This window comes from Hungatella hathewayi WAL-18680 (genome assembly GCF_000235505.1).
Classification (GTDB): domain Bacteria; phylum Bacillota; class Clostridia; order Lachnospirales; family Lachnospiraceae; genus Hungatella_A; species Hungatella_A hathewayi_A.
Map to the genome: position 1 here is coordinate 63,639 of NZ_JH379029.1, position 20,831 is coordinate 84,469.

The following is a 20,831-nucleotide window of genomic DNA, read 5'->3' on the forward strand; positions in this document are numbered from 1 at the left end:
TCCTACTGAATCGCTGCCACAAATCTCTTGGTGATCTCCATCGGTCTTGTGATGGCTCCGCCAATCACCGCGGCCCAGACGCCGGAATCAAGAGCTGCCTTCAACTGCTCCGGCAGCCAGATGCCGCCCTCGGCAATCACCGGTTTCCCGCAATCTTTCGCAAGCTGGCCAACCAGATCAATGTTTGGCAGTTCGGCGCCTTTCGTGTACTCCGTATACCCGTGCAGGGTGGTTCCAATGAAATCAAAACCTATCTCTGCCGCGTGCATTCCCTCTTCATAGGTGGAGCAGTCAGCCATAAACAACTGGTCCGGATATTTCACCCTGATTTCCCCGAAAAATTCGTCCAGAGTTCTGCCATCCGGCCGGATTCGGTTGGTGGCATCCGTGGCGATAATGTCCACGCCACAGGCGATCAGCGCCTCTATCTCTTTCGTGGTAGGTGTGATAAACACACTGCAGTCCCCGTACACTTCCTTGATAATGCCAATAATCGGCAAGTCTACCGTCTTCTTAATCTCCTCAATATCCACAACGGTATTGGCGCGGATTCCGACAGCTCCGCCCAGCATGGCCGCATATGCCATACGTGACATGATATAGGAACTGTACAGCGGCTCCTCTTTCAATGCCTGACAGGAAACAATTAATCCTCCTTTAATACGCTCCATTACTGAATTTTCCATGGTTTACAACCTCCTGAAATATGATTTTTTATAGCTGGTTACCGAATCTAAACTATCTTAACTATATCATGTTCGGAAAATATTTTCAATCTTTAAAATATAATAAAAAATTTATTTTGTTTTGTTGATTTATACTATCTATCATGTTATGATTCAAACAGATGTTTTTTATACCACTGCATTTTTATTTCATAAAATTATTTTGGGGGGATTTGAAATTATGGCAGATAAGATTTCAGGTGGGGCAGAGCTTGGTCATCCGGTTTTAAATGGAAGGGCGGCGAAACATATCGTGTGCTTTGGCGACTCCAACACCCACGGTTACTGCGCCGAAACCGGCGGCCGTTTTGATGAGACGGAGCGGTGGACCAGACTGCTTCAGGATAAGCTGGGGGACAGCTTTCTGATTACCGAGGAGGGGCTGGGTGGAAGGACCACCAGCTTTGACGACCCGATTCATGAGAGCATGTCCGGACTTGAGTACATCCATCCCTGTCTGATGAGCCACAAGCCTGTGGATTTGCTTATCATCATGCTGGGGACCAACGATACGAAGGAGCGGTTTGGCTCTTCCGCCGCCTGCATTGCCTTGGGGCTGAAACGGCTGATTAACAAGGCCAAGGCCGCCAACGAGGCATGGAAGGATGGGAAACCCAATATTCTGGTTATCGCTCCCAAGAATATTGACAAACGGTATGAGGAAACCGTGGTGGTTCAAACCATGGGATACGGATGTGCGGAAAAATCCGCCCTGGTACCGGAGGAATTTCGAAAAATGGCGGAGCAGATGGGCTGCGCCTTCCTGGATGCCAACACGGTGGTGACGGAGCAGAACCACGTTGACTTTATGCACCTGACAAAAGAAGGCCACCGGGAGCTGGCCGAAGCGCTGGCCGTACTCATCCCCGGTTTGTCGTAATTTGTCCTAAAGAATTAAAGAATATTTCACATAATTTTCAAGCCTGTCTTGTATGATATATGGTATAATGATTTGGAAGATCATACCTTTTTATATAGAGCAGAGGAGAAATTATGCGCAGACGATTACGCACTTTATCGATAGCGCTGGCGCTCTCGGCCGCAGTGATGCCGTTGAGCCAGGCTGTCGTTTCGAACGATACTACCAGGTCCGCTTCGGAGCCATTGCGGACCTTTGCCATGGGCCCTGGAATCGACAACCTGTCGCTCGGAGATGCCTACGCCATCTACCAGTGGGGCCTGAAAAATGACGGAGAGTTCCGTCTGACACAGCTGCAGGAAGCATTTCAGTCCATCGGTGACAATATAGGCAGTACTCCCGACAAGGCCCAATCCGGGCAGGTGGGAATCCCGCGGGTGATTGGCCCTGGGGCATTTGAATCGGTTGTGACTTCCGCGGTTCCAGGTGTCGATATCAACATTTTACCCGCCTGGGACCTCTACAACGCGGCGGCCAACAAGCGTCAGGTGATTGTCGCCGTCATCGATACCGGCGTTGACTACACCCACCCGGAGTTGTCCAACGCCCTCTGGGTGAATCCGGGAGAAATCCCCGGCGACGGCATTGACAACGACGGCAACGGTTATATCGACGACATCTATGGCTGGGATTTCTATTACAACAATAACCGGACCTACGTAGGCTACGAGGACAGCCACGGCACCCACGCCGCAGGAACCATCGCCGCCAACCGCGGAGAATCCGGTATTGTGGGAATTACGGACAACAACTACGTGAAGATTATGTCCTTAAAGGCGCTGGGCGGATATTACGGCTCCGGCTCCGTGGAGGCGGTGGTGGAAGCCATCCACTATGCGGAGACCATGGGCGCTTCCATCTGCAACCTGAGCTTTGGTACCGATATCTATGATGCCCGGCTGGAGGCGGCTATCGCCAACTCCGGAATGTTGTTTATTATCGCGGCAGGCAACGGGGATTCCTCCGGCACTGGGTACAGCACCGACGAGTCACCGATTTATCCGGCCTCGTTTACCTCCGGCAATATTATCTCCGTGGCGAATCTGCTGTTCGACGGCAACTTGAGCAGCAGCTCCAACTTTGGCCCCGTCAGCGTCGATATAGCGGCGCCGGGAAGCTACATCCTGAGTACGGTTCCCGGCAACCAGTATGGATTTATGACCGGAACCTCCATGGCGGCTCCCATGGTGACGGGAGTGGCGGCCATGCTCTACTCCTACCGCCCGGACATCTCTCTCACGGATGTGAAACAGATCATCTTAAACTCTGCCCGGAAGGTGGATGGTTTAAACGGCAAGGTAGCAACCGGTGGAATGCTGGATGCCTATGCGGCGCTGAGCTATCAGTAAATAAATATTACCCTAACTGCAAACATTAAAAAGCCCCGGCTAATCATATCAATGTGAGCCGGGGCTTTCTTATCGTTCTGTTTTTATCGTTCCAGTATCTCCAGTAAATCCTGCAAATCATGAATCACATAGGTCGGTTCTTCGTCCAGCAGATTCTCACTTCCCTCTTTGCAGAACCAGCAGGTATCCATCCCGGCCATCTGTCCGCCCAGAATATCGGATGTCAGAGAATCACCGATTACCAGGGAGTGGCCAGCGTCAAAGTTTTCGATATGTTCTTTCACGTAATCAAAAAATTCTTTCGTCGGTTTCCCCGCCCCAATACTCTGCGAGATAAATATCCCGTCAAAATATTCCATCATACCGGCGCCTTCCAGCCTGTAATGCTGGGTTTCCTCCACGCCGTTGGTGATGACATAGAGGCGGAACCTCTCTTTCAGCTGCTTTAAAATCTGGTGGACACCGGGCATTTCCTGAATGCCATGGTTTAAATAGCTTCTGTAACAGTTCTCCCACTCCATACCATCCACCTGCTTCCCATATTTGGACATCAGCCTGGAAAACCGGGTGTTCAGCACCTCCGACGTGGTGGCCTCACCACGCTCTATGGCCCGCCACATCTGCTCATTCATGGTCTTGTATGTGGAAAACAACTCCTCGGAAAAGGGCTCCCCCTTCTCCTTCAGCATACTCCGGAATGATTCCGCCTCATTGGCGTCAAAGTCCAGCAGTGTATTGTCCACGTCAAACAATAAGGTATCATAATGCATTCTGTCATTTTCCTTTCCTGGCTGATACAATCAGCATCATCGGCCGGCGAAGCTCATCGGCCATCCCCGGAATCTCTTTTATCATCCACTCCGCAGGCTGCGGCTCCTCAATCCCGGTGATGATAAATCCCAGCTTCAGGAGTGTGTTCAGATAGGTAGTCAGGGTTTTATGGTATTTCACCACCGATTCCCCCAGAAAGACAGCGTCCCGTTTTCCCTCGATAAAATAATTGTCTACCGGGAAATGGGCAATCTTCCCGTCCTCATCATAGATCCAGTCCTGTGTTCCGTAGGCCGTAAAGACCGGGTGCTCCGCGGAGAACACAAAATCACCGCCCGGCGCCAGATACCGGTATACCTTCTCGGCAATATCGGAAAAAGATTCCAGGTAATGGAACGCCAGGGAACTGATGACACAGTCAAAGGACTCCTCCTCAAACTCGATATCCTCCATGGCACATCGCTGGTACTCCACCTGGGAATACTGGTTTTTCTTTCTGGCTTCCTCCAGCATTTTCTCGGAGATGTCCACCCCCACAGCAGACGCCGCCCCATTCTCCATGGCATACTGGCAATGCCAGCCAAACCCACACCCCAAATCCAGAACACGTTTCCCCTGAAAATCCGGAAGCATCCGTTTTAGGGTCTCCCACTCTCCGGCGCCCGAAAGCCCCTTCACCGAGCGGTCCATATGACTGTATTTTTCAAAAAATATTTCGTCATCATATTTATTCTGTTTCATAGTTTTTCTCCTAAAAAAATGCAACCCTCCGGATTACCAGAGGATTGCATATAAAAGTCTATTGATTACTCAATGATGGTAACAACACGGCCTGAACCAACGGTACGTCCACCCTCACGGATAGCGAAACGAAGTCCCTGCTCCATAGCTACTGGATGAATCAGCTCTACGGTCATCTCTACGTTGTCGCCAGGCATACACATCTCTGTGCCAGCCGGTAACTCACAAACACCAGTAACGTCAGTTGTTCTGAAGTAGAACTGAGGTCTGTAGTTGTTGAAGAAAGGTGTATGACGTCCACCCTCGTCTTTTGTCAGAACGTAAACCTGAGCTGTAAATTTCTTGTGACATTTTACAGAACCTGGTTTAACAAGACACTGTCCTCTCTCGATTTCAGTTCTCTGAACACCACGAAGAAGTGCACCGATGTTATCACCAGCCTGAGCCTCGTCTAACAGCTTACGGAACATCTCGATACCGGTTACAACAACCTTACGAACGTCCTCGTGAATACCAACGATCTCAACCTCGTCAGATACGTGCAGTGTACCACGCTCTACTCTACCGGTAGCAACAGTACCACGGCCTGTGATGGAGAAAACGTCCTCAACTGGCATCAGGAAAGGCTTATCTGTCTCACGAACTGGGTCTGGTACCCACTCGTCAACGGCCTTCATCAGTTCCAGAATCTTGTCGCCCCACTCGCTGGTCGGATCCTCAAGAGCCTTTAATGCGGAACCCTGGATGATAGGTGTATCATCGCCTGGGAACTCATACTCGTTTAACAGCTCACGAATCTCCATGTCTACTAATTCAAGCAGCTCTGGGTCGTCAACCATATCACATTTGTTCATGAATACTACGATGTAAGGTACGCCTACCTGACGGGAAAGCAGGATGTGCTCTCTTGTCTGAGCCATAACACCATCGGTAGCAGCAACAACCAGGATAGCGCCGTCCATCTGAGCAGCACCGGTAATCATGTTCTTAACGTAGTCAGCATGTCCTGGGCAGTCAACGTGTGCATAGTGTCTCTTCTCTGTCTCGTACTCAACGTGAGCAGTAGAGATGGTGATACCACGCTCTCTTTCCTCTGGAGCTTTATCAATGTTCTCGAATGCAACTGCTTCACCGGTACCTAATCTCTCATGAAGTGTCTTTGTGATAGCTGCGGTTAAAGTTGTTTTACCATGGTCAACGTGACCAATGGTACCGATGTTACAATGGGTTTTGTTTCTTTCAAACTTTGCTTTTGCCATTTTATAACGTCCTCCTTAATTGGGCCTCCCTTTGGGGGCTAGAATTTTATGTTAGGCTGTCTTATATTATATGCTATTTATGCATGATTTTCAAGCCTATTCTTTACTATCGCCGGACAGGCGGTATTGCCCGCCGGCGATAAAATAACACCTAAATTAGTTGCCTTTTTTCTCTGCCAGAACTTTTTCCTGTACGGACTTCGGAACCGGCTCATATCTGTCGAAGAACATGGAGTAGTTACCACGTCCCTGAGTCTTGGAACGTAAATCTGTTGAGTATCCGAACATCTCGGACAACGGAACAAGCGCTCTTACAATCTTGCCGCCGCCTAAATCATCCATACCCTCGATACGTCCACGACGGGAGTTGATATCACCGATAACATCACCCATGTAATCCTCAGGCATCGTTACCTCTACCTTCATGATTGGTTCCAGAAGGATAGCTCCAGCTTTCTGCATAGCTTCCTTGAATGCCAGAGAACCGGCAATCTTGAATGCCATCTCGTTGGAATCGACTTCATGGTAAGAACCATCGTATACGGTTGCCTTCACGCCCAGCACTGGGAAACCACCCAGGATACCGGCTTTGGAAGCCTCCTCGATACCAGCGCCAACCGCCGGGATATACTCCTTCGGAATCGCACCGCCGACAACGGCAGACTCAAACTTGAACAGTTCCTCACCGTTGGCATCCATCGGCTCAAAGTGAACCTTACAGTGACCATACTGACCACGTCCACCGGACTGCTTAGCATACTTACTGTCTACATCAACAGCCTTGGTAAAGGTCTCCTTGTAAGCAACCTGTGGAGCGCCTACGTTTGCTTCTACGTTGAACTCACGAAGCAGACGGTCTACGATGATTTCCAGATGAAGCTCGCCCATTCCGGAAATGATAACCTGGCCAGTCTCCTGGTTGGTCTTCGCACGGAAGGTCGGATCCTCCTCAGCAAGTTTTGCCAGGGCCTCACCCATCTTGCCCTGACCAGCTTTGGTCTTAGGCTCGATTGCGATATCGATAACCGGCTCTGGGAATTCCATGGACTCCAAAATAACCGGATGCTGGTCATCACAGATTGTATCACCGGTTGTAGTGGTCTTGAAACCAACAGCAGCCGCGATATCACCAGCGTATACCTTGTCTAATTCCTGTCTCTTGTTGGCATGCATCTGAAGGATACGCCCAACACGCTCTTTCTTGCCCTTGGTTGCATTCAGTACATAAGAACCGGAGTTCATAGAACCAGAATACACACGGAAGAATGCCAGTTTCCCAACGAATGGGTCTGTCATAATCTTGAAAGCAAGTGCGGAGAACGGCTCATCATCAGATGAATGTCTCTCTACTTCGTTGCCGTCCATATCAACACCCTTGATAGCAGGGATGTCGGTAGGAGCCGGCATAAATTCCAGGATTGCATCCAGAAGCTTCTGAACACCCTTGTTTCTGTAAGCAGTACCGCAGCATACCGGAATAGCGGTACACTCGCAGGTTCCCTTTCTCAGGGCTGCTTTCAGCTTGTCAACGGATGGTTCCTCACCCTCCAAATACTCCATCATCAGGTCATCATCCAGCTCACAGATTTTCTCTACCAGCTCGGTGTGGTAAAGCTCTGCGTCATCCTTCATGTCCTCCGGAATATCAACAATGCTGATATCCTCGCCCTTCTCATCGTTGTAGATGTAGGCTTTCATCTCGAACAGGTCGATGATTCCCTTGAATTCATCTTCTGCACCGATCGGCAGCTGAAGGCAGATTGCATTCTTGCCTAATCTGGTTCTAATCTGGTCAACCGCGCCGTAGAAATTGGCACCTAAGATATCCATCTTATTGATAAATGCCATTCTCGGTACGTTGTAAGTGTCAGCCTGACGCCATACGTTCTCTGACTGTGGCTCAACACCACCCTTTGCACAGAACACGCCGACAGCGCCGTCAAGTACACGCAGGGAACGCTCAACCTCTACCGTAAAGTCAACGTGTCCTGGAGTATCAATGATATTGATACGGTGCTCCAGAGCGCCTGGTTTTACTTTGCAGTTTTCCTGCAGAGTCCAGTGACATGTGGTAGCCGCAGAAGTGATTGTGATACCTCTTTCCTGCTCCTGCTCCATCCAGTCCATGGTAGCAGTACCTTCATGAGTATCACCGATTTTGTAGTTTACACCAGTGTAATACAGAATACGCTCGGTCAATGTGGTCTTACCAGCATCGATATGGGCCATGATTCCGATATTTCTGGTTCTCTCTAACGGATATTCTCTTCCAGCCAATTGTGGTTCCTCCTATTAGAATCTGTAATGAGCAAATGCCTTGTTAGCCTCTGCCATCTTATGCATGTCTTCTTTCTTCTTTACAGATGCTCCGGTGTTGTTGGCTGCATCCATAAGCTCGTTAGCCAGTCTCTCCTGCTGGGTCTTCTCGCCTCTCTTACGGGAGTACAGAGTAATCCAGCGAAGCGCTAACGCCTGTCTTCTCTCAGGCTTAACCTCGATCGGCACCTGGTAGGTAGCTCCACCGATACGTTTTGCCTTAACTTCCAGTACAGGCATAATGTTGTTCATAGCCTCTTCGAATACTTCCATTGCGTCCTTGCCGGTCTTCTCGGCAATGCGGTCAAATGCTCCGTATACGATCTTCTGAGCTACACCCTTCTTGCCATCCAGCATGATGCTGTTAACCAGCTTGGTAACAATCTTGCTGTTGTAGATTGGGTCTACTAATACGTCTCTTTTCTGAGTATGTCCTTTACGTGGCACGTTACTTCCCTCCTTAATATCGCCGCCCGGACAGGGCCCCTGCCCCCGGTACAGCTCTTCATTAATTCATCGGTACTCACATGTTTCCATAAAATGTGTTCGCGCTCGGTCTAATCATAATATATTTCCTGCAACCACAGGTCCAATATCACCAATTCCGGCACTAATTAATCATCTTAATCTGTTTGTGATTCCAATTGTTACATTGACCATTTAAGAAATTATCTTATTTCTTATCTTTCGGTCTCTTAGCGCCGTACTTAGAACGAGCCTGCTTTCTGTTTGCTACACCTGCTGTATCAAGTGTACCTCTGACGATATGGTATCTGGTACCTGGTAAGTCTTTTACTCTACCACCACGAATCAGAACAACGCTATGCTCCTGTAAGTTATGACCCTCACCTGGAATGTAGCTTGTTACCTCGATACCGTTAGATAAACGTACTCTGGCAATCTTTCTAAGAGCTGAGTTAGGCTTTTTAGGGGTAGCAGTCTTCACTGCTGTACAAACACCTCTCTTCTGAGGAGCGGCTACGTCTGTGGCGCGCTTCTGTAAAGAGTTGTATCCCTTCTGCAGAGCAGGAGCGGTAGATTTCTTTACGGATGTCTGTCTTCCTTTTCTCACTAACTGGTTAAATGTTGGCATTCTTTTCACCTCCTGTGATATTGTCTGTTGGTTGCTGTAAGTCAGCTTGATTTTTGCACACAAAAACACAACGCGTTTATGCACGCCTAATTATTATATACATGCTGGCTTTTTCTGTCAAGGCATATTTCTTTAAAAAATGTAGGAAAAGCCTGTGAAATCCTTAATGTACCCTCAATGTTTTTATCTCATACGGTGAAAATTGCAGATTCCACACTTTTTCGCAGGCTTCCGTTCCCTCCCGGACCGCCACCGCTTTTCCGACGGGACGCTCCAGACAGTCGCACTCTTCCACCTGTCTGCCATCGCTAAACGGCAGAAGTATACCGGTTTCAGTTCTTTGGCCGTATGCTTCGTAGAACCGGATGATAACTCCATCGCCGTCTTCCGCCTGTTTTACGGTATCGACAATTATATTTTCCACCTCTATGGTTAAGTAAGAACAGTTCCAGCCACATTTCCCCGATGCCCACACGGCATGCAGGGGGCAGTTTAAATCGTAAGCCTCCTGAATCACATGGCCCTCTCGGAATCCTCCTCTATGGGGATAGAGCGAGTACGTAAACTCATGAACCTCATTGTCCGCATCCGGATTTGGGAAAATGCCGGACTTCAGCAGTGTGAGCCGCATTACGGATTCCCGGATATCCATACCGTACTTGCAGTCATTTAACACGGCCACTCCGTAGCCATATTCGGACACATCCGCCCACTTATGGGCGCACACCTCAAATCTCGCCTGCTCCCAGCTTGTGTTGCGGTGGGTGGGGCGTTCCACATTGCCGAACTGTACCTCGTAGGACGCTTTATCCGCCAGCACATCAACCGGAAATGCCGTCTTCAGCAAAATCTGATGCTCCCGCCAGTCCACCCGCGTCCGGAAATCAATTCTTTTGGTGTGAGAATAAAAATAAAGGTACTGCTCTATCTCCGATTCCAGGAACTGCCGTTTGACGTAAATGCAGGCGCGTAAGGGAACATTTTCCAGTACTTTAAATTCCAAAAGCCCCTGAACATCCCACTGTTTTTCCTCATAATAGGCGTCAATGTTCCAGGCGTCATACTCTTTTGGTCTGTCCTCAAAGGCAATCAGGCGGTTGCCAGTCTCTCCCGGCTTTAACACCTGACGTCTTTCTTCTATATCATATAGGGAAGAAAACTCCCCATTTTCGTTAAACTGAATTTGATAAAATCCGGTCTCAATGCCGGTCAGCCGGCCGTCATGTTCCTCCATATGCAGGATGACAGGCTCAGCCGGACATGCCGTCTCTTTCGGATTCACCATGCGGATGCCCTTTGCCGGGATAGTTTCTACCAGGTACAGGAGCGAGCCGTCCCAGCCCTGTTGACATGCTCTCCGGCCGTTCTCATTGTCAGGAAGTGTTTCACCTTCCGGCACCTCCACAATTCCAGTACGGGCAAAACTCAGCTGGTTAAATACGGCAAGCACTGATTCTTTCCTACCTGATTTCTTCTCGCCTGCTGCTTTCTTTCCTGCCACATCCTCTCCTGCTGCATCCTCTCCCGCCGCTACCAGAATATCCTCCCTGGCCGACTCCACCAGACGTTCTCCAATCTGCCGCACCTCCTGATACTGAATATCAGAATCCTCATAAACATCCTTACAGGAGGAGCCAGGCAGGATATCATGGAACTGGTTTAACAACAAAAGCTTCCACGCCCGTTCCAGTTCTTCCGCCGGATACATTTTCTCAGCCTTCAACTCCCCGGCCAGTACCTGCCAGAGCTCCGCCTCACCCAGCAGGAACTCACTCTTCCGGTTCTGTTTCTTATTTCTCGCCATGGAGGTGTACGTTCCCCGGTGGAATTCCAGATATAGTTCTCCGCTCCACTTGGGCACCTTCTTCCCCTCCAGGTTCTGCTCCAGCCGGTGGAAGAATTCTCTGACCCCCGTCTGCTTCACCACCGGACAGCGTCCCACGCCTTTTGCCAGTCTCCGGCCCTCCTCCAGCATCTGCGGAGTGGTTCCACCGCCACCGTCCCCATGCCCATAGCAGGTCAGCACGTCCCCATTGATATCCTTGTTCTGATACCGCTGCCATGTCCCCATCACCTGGCTGGCATTCATCAGTCCGTTGTAGGTGGTGCCAAAGGAACGGTTCGGGTTCAGCTCCGGATTTTTGCAGTAAGCGCTGGTTGTGATAAAATGCGTCAGCACCTCGCTCCCATCCAGCCCCCTCCATATCATGGTGTCATTAGGTATCTGATTATATTCATTCCAGCCAATTTTCGTCGTCATAAAATATTTTACGCCGGACTTTCTCAGAATCTGCGGCATGGCCACACTATACCCAAACACGTCCGGCAGCCACATCACCTCGTCATCGCCGGTTCCAAACTCCTGTTTAAAAAACTGTTTTCCATATAATATCTGCCGTATCATGGATTCCCCGGATATCAGGTTGCAGTCCGCCTCCAGCCACATGGCGCCTTCCGTCTCCCAGCGGCCCTCCCGTACCCGCTCCTTTATCTGCTCATAAAGCTCCGGTGCCTCCTCCTTCACAAACTCATAAAGCTGGGGCTGGCTGGACATAAAACGGTACTCCGGATACTCTTTCATGAGATTCAGCACGGTGAGAAAACTTCTCACTGCCTTCTGCCTCGTCTGCCGCAGCGGCCATTTCCATGCCACATCAATGTGGGTGTGTCCCACCCCATGAACGGTCACCGGGGATATCCCATGCTCCACATCATAGTAGTTCTCCGCCAGAAACTGCCGGGCGGCGGCAACTGACCGGAAAAACTCTGTGTTATCCGTCCGCCGCAGATCAAGGCAGCTGGCACAGTTATTTAAAAGTTCAAACAGGTGGAGCCGTTCCAGGTCATCTTCCTTCAGAAGGTCCGCGGCCTCCCACAGAACCTTCATATCATAATACAGTCCCTCCACATCCCGGTTTAATATCCCTATGGTAACGTCAAAAAAGTTGGTCTTTCCGGCGCTGTTGGAATAGGCATAGAAAGCAGTTTCCAGTACCGTCCCGGCTTTCCCGCATTCCACGAGCGTCATTCTGGTATGGTTCATATCCATAGTGGACGCCAGCTTCCCGTTCAGATATACCAGCACCTGCGGATTGTCCGTGTTCCAGATATCCACTGCCCCGGTATTCAACATCAGTACCACTGGCTGGTTCTCATAATCTACTGGAATTTCAACCGGACCATAAAACCAGTAATGCTTATCCCGCCCGCCCCAGGTATCTCCCGGCTCAAAAGGCTGCCATACATATTCTTCTTTCCGAAATTCCGGCTTTAACTCATAAGTTCCCTCCGCCACGGAAACACTGCCCGCCGGGCGCACCTGGGAATACCGCAGGGTACTGAGACTTTCCAGTATGGCCTTCACCCGTTTTCTGTATTGCTCCGTCATCATCATTTCATCCCTCCGCCACTGGCTGTCAATTTCTTCATAAACGCAATATCTCTGTGGGCAGTGAGTGGTTTTATCTCTTCCCGCAGGATACTGATATCCGGTTTTTCCCGGTGAAGCCATGTGAAAATTTTATCAAACTTCATCAGGCCTTCTCCCAGCAGGCAGGGACGGAATACTCCTTCCTCTCCAACCACAAAGTCCTTCAGATGAACCGCCGCTATCTGTTCTCCAAACAGAGAAAAACAAGTCTCCCACAATTCCTCCTGCCGCTCTATCATCTCCCCGGTCAACAGATTCACCGGGTCAAATATCACCTTCAATCGGGAACTTCCCACCCGCTCCAGAAGTCTGGCGGTCCACTCCGGACTGTACAGCGTATGGGCCGCCACCGGCTCAATCCCCACATCCGCGCCATACCTTTCCGCCAGCTCCACCAGCCGTTTCACACCGTCCTCCACCAAATTCCAGGTTCTTTCTTTCGCCGCCATGTCAAGAATACCGTAGGAGGATTCCGTTCCCACCATCCCGGCCCCCAGCATTTTGCATCGTTTAAGGGCCTCCCCGAACTGCTTCAGATGACTTTCCCGGACCGTCCCATCGGTGGAACTGATATCAATATAGCAGCCAAGCACCGTAATCTCCACTCCATGTTCTTCAAAGCGTGTCCGGATTTCCTCCACATCCCGCTCTGCCATATGCTCATAGTTCTCAATTCCAACTATCGCCTTCGGTACCGCCAGCTGTGCCGCTCCAAATCCCTCATTCTTCAAAATCCCGGCCAGCTCGGCCGCGCTGTGTCTCCCATAATCATGTGCCCTGACTCCCAGTTTCATTCTCCCTCTGCCATCCTTTCGTTTCCTCTATCTAATACGAAAAACAGGGCCGCAAAACACAGCCCTGTCCTTCTATCTGCTTCTATCTCATCTTCAACCAAAATGTCCGCTCAAACGGAGTATAATCATTGAGAAGAACCGTATACCCTGCCTCGTTCTTCTCCTCCCCGCTGTAATGCCCACGGAATGCATGGGTTCCGAATCCCGGTCCCACACAGAGCACCTGGCTGTCATGATGAACCTCCAGATTTCCATCTTTCAAAATCATGTCCCCGCCCTTTTCAGCTGTCAGCCGGAAACAGGGATGTTCCAGCACAGCTCCGGCAGGAATGCACACCTGAATCCGGATGGGAACCCGGTCAAGGCCCTCCGTGCGGACGCTCACCTTCAGTCCATCCGTCTCCTCCTTCACCGTAACCCTCATATGAAGCTCACTGTTCACCAGAATTTCCCGGCTTCCATGGTCCATCTTCCACCAGTCACTGGTGGCCGGCGGCTCCTGAAACGGCAGATAATAGCTGGCACTCACCGTGGACTCCAGCACGCATTCCCCGTCCCTCACCTCCATGGTTTCAGGAATAAAATTCCGGACGCTTCCGATGCTTTCTCCTATCTTTACAGTAACCGGCATTTCACCGGCCTTCAGAAACAGAAACGCGCTCTTACCCCTCAGAACACTGTAACCAAACTTCTCCGTCTTCACCCGAAGCACTCCCGCTTCCCGGTAAAACTTCCGGTATGTTTCCATAAATCCATAACCCTGAAAGTGGTAACTCTCCATGGCCTCATGCCCCATGATAATATGCAGGCATTCCGGCGCCATATCCCCCCGCTCCTGATTGTCACGGATGATTTTATGGGCCGCCCGGTCAAACTCCTCATGGTACCCTGCATAAGGCGCTCCCGGCTCCTGGGTTATAGACGCCATATAAAGATACTGATAGAAATATTTATCCGGGTAATCCGCTTTCCCCTGGTCCTGCCTGGTGGAATTCTGGGTGAATATGGTATCATCCGGGTCAATATAGGTCAGCATCATGTGAAGATTTCTCGCCACATACCCCAGATAGGAGCTGTCCCCGGATTCCTCATACATGGCCATCATGGCATTGTTCACCACGGCATTGTAATTCCCGGTGGAGCGCTCCGCGTACTCCCCCTCCTCACTTCCGTCAATGCCTTCCGCCAGATACTGTCCGGCCCGCCTCATCAGCTTCTCTGCAAACGCACCGGCATCTAAAGCGGCGCCGCTTACCACACCCATACCTGCATAAGAAGCATAGGGTGACTCAGGCCCAAACAGATTCGCCCCCTGCATCAGTGCGGCCGTAATCCCCCAGCGGTGGTTCGGCGTGTGAAATCCGCCGCTGCATATCATATCCAGAGCCTTCCTCATCACCAGAAGATACTTCTCTCTCAGCGCCCTCACGCCCGGAATCTCACTGTCCTTCTCCCGCTTTTCCAGCACCCGGAAGCCCCCAATCAGCCGTTTAAAGCAAAACGAGGTGTCCGCCGCCGAATTGAAATTGCAGGAAGGATAATCAAATCCCCCGTTATCCCTCTGGCACCGCGTCACAAAATCCATAGCCAGGTTCATAGCCGCCAGCAGTTTCTCATCGTGATAATACCGGCTGTCCGGATGCGCATAGACGGCCACGGCGTCAGCCAGCCGGTATATCACCGGCTTCGCCTCCACCATCTCCCCGTCCATAGAACCGTAATCCATCCGCGTTTCGTCCAGGACCTGTGTCTTTAAGAATCTCTCCACCCGCATTTCCGCTCCGCGGATGATATGCTTCATATAACGTTCCATTGTGCCAAAGCCTCCTGTTTACCCCTTTACACCGGTTGCGGCGATTCCTCCCGTGATGTACTTCTGAAGGAAGATAAATATAATAATGATAGGCAGTATGGAGAGAATCGAGGATGCCAGAATCGCATTCCAGTTCACTCCCATGGTGCCGATATAACTCTTGATTGCAATCTGAATCGTAAACTTCTTCTGGTCAGACAATACCATTAGCGGCAGGATGTAGTCATTCCATCTCCAAACAAAGGAGAAGATGGTCAGCGAAACCGTAACCGAGGAAGCCAGCGGCATCATAATCGATGTAAAAATCTTAAACTCGCTTGCCCCATCCAGCCTTGCCGACTCCGCCAGTGACAGCGGTATGGTCATAAAATGCTGACGATACATAAAGATACCCGTGGTGGTCGTAACTACCGGAAGTATAACACCCCAGATGTTATTGTACAACCCAATCTCGCTGATAACCGTAAACTGGGATATGGTCAGTATTTCGCCCGGAATCAGAGTCCCCAGCAGAAACACGGCAAACACCTTGTTCGTATAGGGAATCTCATGGCGGTAGATAGCCAGCGCATAACCGCACATGGAGCTGATCGCCAGGGTAATCAGCGTACCGACCACTGCCAGGAACAGACTGTTCTTCACATACTGGAAGAACCCGCTCTTAATCACACTCGCATAGGAATCCAGGCTGAACTTCTCCGGCAGAAAATGAAGCGGATAGGCGAACAGCTCTGTAGAATCCTTAAAAGAACTCATCAACAGCCACACAATCGGAAATACCATAACAAAAGCCACAAGGACGCCGATGATTGTCACCAGCACTGTCAGCAGTGTTTTTTTCTTAGTCGCACTCAATCTACTTCCCCTCCTTTTGTTATTTTAAACTGAACAGCCGCAATGATAATAAATACAATGCTCATGGCAACACCAATAGTCGACGCGTAACCGTACCGGTACTGGGTGAAGCCCTGGTCAAACATATACTGGACAATGTAGGTGGTGGATGTTCCCGGCCCGCCTGATGTAATACCTTGTACCAGCGCGTATTCCTTCAACAGATTTACGGTGGACAGCAGCAGTACGATAAAGATGGTCGGTGACAGCATCGGCAGCGTCAGCTTGAAGAACGCCTGATACCCCCTGGCTCCGTCCACAGCCGCCGCCTCATACAGGTCCGGGGAAATGTTCTTGATCCCGCCGATAAACATAATCATATAAAATCCCGTGGACGCCCAGTTGGACGCAAAGCTGATGACAAAGGTCGCCAGCTTGGAATTCAGCGCCCACTCCATAGGCGTTCCTCCCAGGGACTGGATGATAAAGTTAATCAGTCCATATTCCTGCCCAAACATCCAGTTGATGGTGATACCTACTACCAGCGCTGAAATCAGCACTGGCAGATAGGTGATAGTACGAACAGCCGTAATTCCCTTACAATACTTGGATGTAACCAAAACCGCAATTAAAAGAGGGACAATTACCTTAAATGGGAGACTGAACAAGGCATAGCCAAAGGTTCTCCCCAACGTCTTATAAAAATCCGCACTAGAAAGCAGCTTCATGTAGTTTTGCAGTCCCACAAACTCCATGGTCTTCCATCCGTCATAGTTGGTAAAGGAAAACCCAACGCTTAAAATCAGCGGAAGTATAAAAAATACGGAGAACAATAGCAGCGCTGGCGCTACAAACAGCCAGAATGCCCTTGTATGACCGGTGACCCCTTTCTTCTTTCCCATTTTGAGTTCCTCTCCTTCTTATCTTATATCTCATATCCGTGTCAATAATGCCACACCTTGGCGCTTACTCTGCAATCTCCCACTTGGAAGACTCGGAAAGCTCTTTTGCAAATGCATCCAGCGCGTCCTTGGCTGTTATCTCGCCGCTGACCGCACGTTTGATGTAATCTCTGTACTCATTGTCTTTGTAGGTTCTCCATGCGGAGCTCTCATCCACCATGAAGGTATCTGTCACATAGCTTACTTCGTTCTGCAGAATCTTGTAATCTGCTGCCGCCTTCTCATCACTTGGCTCATATACGACACTCTTTAAGGAAGACAGACCCTTGTCATTCTGAAGGTACTCTTTGAAGTTCTCCTCAGTGTAGAACCATTTTACAAATGCCGCCGCAACGTCTTTGTTGGCCGCGTTCTCCGGAATCGCCAGCGCGCTGCCGCCGATGATGGCCGCCTGTGAGGAGGTACCCTTCGGAGATGGCATAACGCCAAACTGGAATTTTGTCACATCCGTGGTCATGGAGTTATAGTTCCAGGAACCGGATAACAGGATTGCCGCGTCGCCGTTTTTAAAGTATTCCACCGGGTTGTCCGTGGAGCCGCCTGCCCAGATGGCCTTTGGCATCACGCCGTCCTCATTGGCCTTCACAAAGGTTTCCAGTGTGGATACATTGGCCGGGCAGTTCACATTTACCTTGAAGGTGTCGCCATCCTGAACTACCAGGGAACCGCCGTTGGCATACATTAAGATATCATATCTCGCTCTCGACACATCGGCCGCAAACCCGTATTTCACACCGCCGGATGCCTGAAGTTTAGCTGCATTCTCATACAATTCATCCCAGGTCCAAGGATTGTCCACCGTCGGAGCCTCAATGCCTGCCTTCTCGAACGCGTCAATATTGTAATACATATTGGTTGTGGTAAACTGGGACGGAAGTCCGGAAATCTTGTCCGACTTGTAATCCTTACCCACAATCTTCAATGCGGACTCCTCAAATAAATCCAAATCCACAACCGTGCTCATATCCACAAACTCCTCCGGATACAGCTGATGAAGACGTGTTGTCTGAATCAGGTCCGGCAGGTCCTTGTTCTTTGCCATGGCCGGGAATTTGGTCAGCTGGTCATCATGGGAAATGATGATGCGCTCCACCTTCACTCCTTCTTCAGCCGCCCACTTGTCAATAGCGTTGTTTAACGCATCCTCGGAGCCTGGCTCCTCCGGCGCCAGAACTTTGATGCTCTTACCCTGAAGACTTCCCGCCTCAGCCGCCTGAACACCTGCTGCTGCCGTTGTCGCCTCCTTTGAATCGCCGCCTCCACAAGCGCTCAGCGATACGGCCATTGCCGCAGCCATCAATCCTGCCATTACTTTCTTTGTTGTCTTTTTCATAATCCTGCCTCTCTTTCATAAATAAATATGTAATATGTTACTATTGCTTATCACTTAACGTTCTGTATCCCCCGCTTTTATCTCCAGCAGATACAGCATTGCCAGCGCCTGCCCGTAAGGCATGGGCTTTAAGGGAATCTCTTTGTAGAATTGTTTATCCTTCCGCCCCATCGGTGTCCCGTAGGATACCTGCTGGAGCACTCCCTCTTCATCCGTATAATTCAGGATGGCTTCCAGCGGTTTCATGGCCGCCTCCCTGTATGTCTCATCCAGCAGACCCGCGTGCACCGCCTTCAGCAGTCCGTAGGCAAATCCACAGGTGGCACTGGACTCCACATAGGACGTCTTATCGTCTATCAACGTATGCCACATACCATCCGCTTCCTGATATTTCACCAGTGCTTCCGCCTGACGGTTTAACAGCACCTTTAAAAACTTTGTCATACTCTCGTCACAGGGACAAATCTCCAGGAATTCCGGTATCACCGCCGTAATCCAGCAGTTTCCCCTTCCCCAGAAGGCCCCCGCGAAATTATTGTTTTCCAGGAAGGTCCATCCGTGGTACCACAGCCCTGTCTCTTTATCACATAGGTATTTGGCATGCACCAGAAACTGATATTTTGCTTCCTGGGTAAATGTCTCATTCTTCAGTATCCGTCCCATATTGGCCAGGAAAAGCACTGTCATAAACAGGGTATCGTCCCACAGTTCTCCTTCATTCAGGCTGTCCGACGTGATATGCTGAAACCCGCCTTCTCTCGTCCTGGGAAAATCCACCACAATCCACTCGGCCCACTCCCTGCAGATCTCCAGGTAATGGCTATCCTCCAGATACTCCGCCAGAAATGACAGCGCCAGCATCGGTGTGACCGTATTTACATTTTTGGCAGGAAGCCCTATCTGAAACTGTCGTTCATAATACCGGACCAGCACGGACAGATATTTTTCATCTCCGGTTGCCTGAAACATTTTCCAAAAACCGAACAGCCCCACGCCCTGGGTCCATTCCCAGAACTGATACTTCCGGATATCATCGCAGGCCAGACTGTGCTCTTTCATTCCATCCAGAAAGGTGGTGTCCTCTTCATACAGCACCTTTTCAAAACTGGACGCATACAATGTCAATGCTTGTTCAATGGTCTCTTGATTCATTTTTTTCTCCTCACAGCTACTTTATATTCTCTTCCCGCCGTCCATATTTCCCGGCAAAAAACAGATAGCAGATATAAAAACCGGCCATACAAAGCGGTATCACCAGAAAACTGGTCCCATATCCCACCACGTCTATCATCCGGCCAAACAGCACGTTGAAACCGATGTCAAACAGAGTGGCCGTGCTGATGACGGCTCCAAGTCCGGCCCCCAGCATGTGAACCGGGTAGATGTAGCGCACCAGATAAACCAGTGTGGGATAGATGATGGACACCGCCAGTCCTGACAGGCTCAAAAGCCACAGTCCCGGACCGCCCGGTACCAGTCCCAGCACAAACAGCGCCGTTCCCACTCCGCCAAACCACCGGATACTGCGAAACGCTCCCGCCTTTGTCACAACCGGTGCAAACAGGAGCCGCCCCACGGTCATGCCTCCGTAAAAACCGGAGAGGTAGGCTGCCGCCCTGGAAGTTTCCATCCCCAGGGCGCCGGTTCCGTAGGATACCAGCCAGTTCATGATTCCATGTTCACCGATGAAATACAAACCGAAGATGAGTACCAGAAGCCAGAATCCCTTTCGCTTTACCGCATCCAGGAAGGCGGTTTTTCCGCCGTTTTCCGAATCCTCAACCGTCTCCCCGCTGTCCCACGCTCTCACGTCCGGGATATCCGCCCTCCACAGGAGAATCAGACTGATGAGACCCATGGCCGCCAGAAGCAGATTCACGGCTTTAAAAGCCCCATAGTTCCCGGCCACACTTCCCGCCAGCTTCTGGCTCCCGCTGGTGCCAATCCCCTGGACAAAAAAGAAGATGTTTACCATCATTCCCGGCGCCGTCATAAATATGGCCGGGGTCAAAATGTTGATGGCCGTATTTAACAGCGTTGAGGTTCCCATGGCGAAAAACATGCCCACCAGCAGACAGTAATAGTTGTCCGTAAACACGTAGAGCAGCAGCGCCGCCATCCAGATAACCGTCACGCCCATGGCCGCCAGCTTCCGGTTGTACTTATCAAGGACTTTTCCTCCCAGGCATAAAAACACCAGATTGCCGACATAGCTCACCATGATAATCACCGACAACTCCATGGCGCTCAAGGAAAAATGCTCCTGAAACGCCGGGGCAAAGATGCCTCTCAGCGAATCGCTGGCCCCCAGGGCCGCCATGAGAATCATAAAATTTATCGCAACCAGTATCCGGCCGGATTTTCTCTTTTCCACTTGTCCCTCCATGCCTGCTTTTCTCTGTCAATCACGAATATAGTATATAAGGTTTTTGTGTTCAAATTCTACTTGTTTTTTGCGCATTTCTCAAGAATACATTGCATTTTTTGCTTTT

17 protein-coding genes are annotated in these 20,831 nt (G+C 50.3%); 2 read left to right on the forward strand and 15 right to left on the reverse strand.

The annotated features are described in order from the left end of the window. Nucleotides 1–2: 2 nt before the first annotated feature. Nucleotides 3–686: an N-acetylmannosamine-6-phosphate 2-epimerase gene (locus HMPREF9473_RS21145; RefSeq protein WP_006782253.1), complete on the reverse strand. Its 684-nt coding sequence runs from the start codon at nt 684–686 to the stop codon at nt 3–5. 220 nt (nt 687–906) lie between these two features. On the opposite strand from HMPREF9473_RS21145, the gene HMPREF9473_RS21150 reads away from it, so the two are divergent. Both HMPREF9473_RS21150 and HMPREF9473_RS21155 read left to right on the forward strand, forming a co-directional pair. Next, nucleotides 907–1,605 carry an SGNH/GDSL hydrolase family protein gene (locus HMPREF9473_RS21150; protein WP_006782254.1) on the forward strand — a complete coding sequence of 233 codons (699 nt, stop codon included), beginning with the start codon at nt 907–909 and terminating at the stop codon, nt 1,603–1,605. A 113-nt stretch (nt 1,606–1,718) separates the two neighbouring features. Beyond that, entirely contained in the window at nt 1,719–2,993 is a 1,275-nt protein-coding gene (locus tag HMPREF9473_RS21155; protein WP_006782255.1) for a S8 family peptidase, read from the forward strand. An 83-nt stretch (nt 2,994–3,076) separates the two neighbouring features. On the opposite strand, the gene HMPREF9473_RS21160 is transcribed toward HMPREF9473_RS21155, so the two are convergent. The 14 genes from HMPREF9473_RS21160 to HMPREF9473_RS21225 form a co-directional block, all read right to left on the reverse strand. Next, the gene (locus tag HMPREF9473_RS21160; RefSeq protein ID WP_006782256.1) at nt 3,077–3,763 is read right to left on the reverse strand and encodes a YjjG family noncanonical pyrimidine nucleotidase; all 687 of its coding nucleotides are present in this window, start codon (nt 3,761–3,763) and stop codon (nt 3,077–3,079) included. Between the two features lie 4 nt (nt 3,764–3,767). Further along, complete coding sequence (locus HMPREF9473_RS21165; protein WP_006782257.1) at nt 3,768–4,505, reverse strand: class I SAM-dependent methyltransferase; 738 nt, start codon at nt 4,503–4,505, stop codon at nt 3,768–3,770. Nucleotides 4,506–4,570: 65 nt separating this feature from the next. Continuing rightward, a complete protein-coding gene (gene tuf, locus HMPREF9473_RS21170; RefSeq protein WP_006782258.1) occupies nt 4,571–5,764 on the reverse strand; it encodes an elongation factor Tu in 1,194 nt (397 codons plus the stop codon). Between the two features lie 156 nt (nt 5,765–5,920). Next, nucleotides 5,921–8,041, reverse strand: a complete 2,121-nt coding sequence (fusA, locus tag HMPREF9473_RS21175; protein WP_006782259.1) for an elongation factor G — start codon at nt 8,039–8,041, stop codon at nt 5,921–5,923. A 15-nt stretch (nt 8,042–8,056) separates the two neighbouring features. Further along, nucleotides 8,057–8,527 carry a 30S ribosomal protein S7 gene (rpsG, locus tag HMPREF9473_RS21180; RefSeq protein WP_006782260.1) on the reverse strand — a complete coding sequence of 157 codons (471 nt, stop codon included), beginning with the start codon at nt 8,525–8,527 and terminating at the stop codon, nt 8,057–8,059. Between the two features lie 226 nt (nt 8,528–8,753). After that, the gene (gene rpsL / locus HMPREF9473_RS21185) at nt 8,754–9,173 is read right to left on the reverse strand and encodes a 30S ribosomal protein S12 (protein WP_006782261.1); all 420 of its coding nucleotides are present in this window, start codon (nt 9,171–9,173) and stop codon (nt 8,754–8,756) included. Between the two features lie 163 nt (nt 9,174–9,336). Beyond that, nucleotides 9,337–12,567 carry an alpha-mannosidase gene (locus tag HMPREF9473_RS21190; RefSeq protein WP_006782262.1) on the reverse strand — a complete coding sequence of 1,077 codons (3,231 nt, stop codon included), beginning with the start codon at nt 12,565–12,567 and terminating at the stop codon, nt 9,337–9,339. After that, nucleotides 12,564–13,397: a sugar phosphate isomerase/epimerase family protein gene (locus tag HMPREF9473_RS21195; RefSeq protein ID WP_006782263.1), complete on the reverse strand. Its 834-nt coding sequence runs from the start codon at nt 13,395–13,397 to the stop codon at nt 12,564–12,566. The genes HMPREF9473_RS21190 and HMPREF9473_RS21195 overlap by 4 nt, the downstream gene beginning before the upstream one ends. A gap of 82 nt (nt 13,398–13,479) precedes the next feature. Then, entirely contained in the window at nt 13,480–15,210 is a 1,731-nt protein-coding gene (locus tag HMPREF9473_RS21200; RefSeq protein ID WP_006782264.1) for a hypothetical protein, read from the reverse strand. 18 nt (nt 15,211–15,228) lie between these two features. Further along, nucleotides 15,229–16,065: a carbohydrate ABC transporter permease gene (locus HMPREF9473_RS21205; protein WP_006782265.1), complete on the reverse strand. Its 837-nt coding sequence runs from the start codon at nt 16,063–16,065 to the stop codon at nt 15,229–15,231. Beyond that, nucleotides 16,062–16,946, reverse strand: coding sequence for a carbohydrate ABC transporter permease (locus tag HMPREF9473_RS21210; protein WP_006782266.1), 885 nt, complete (start codon nt 16,944–16,946; stop codon nt 16,062–16,064). The genes HMPREF9473_RS21205 and HMPREF9473_RS21210 overlap by 4 nt, the downstream gene beginning before the upstream one ends. A gap of 64 nt (nt 16,947–17,010) precedes the next feature. Further along, the gene (locus HMPREF9473_RS21215; RefSeq protein WP_006782267.1) at nt 17,011–18,339 is read right to left on the reverse strand and encodes an ABC transporter substrate-binding protein; all 1,329 of its coding nucleotides are present in this window, start codon (nt 18,337–18,339) and stop codon (nt 17,011–17,013) included. A 54-nt stretch (nt 18,340–18,393) separates the two neighbouring features. Then, entirely contained in the window at nt 18,394–19,491 is a 1,098-nt protein-coding gene (locus HMPREF9473_RS21220; protein WP_006782268.1) for a glycoside hydrolase family 88/105 protein, read from the reverse strand. 16 nt (nt 19,492–19,507) lie between these two features. Further along, nucleotides 19,508–20,713 carry an MFS transporter gene (locus HMPREF9473_RS21225; protein WP_006782269.1) on the reverse strand — a complete coding sequence of 402 codons (1,206 nt, stop codon included), beginning with the start codon at nt 20,711–20,713 and terminating at the stop codon, nt 19,508–19,510. Nucleotides 20,714–20,831 lie beyond the last annotated feature (118 nt).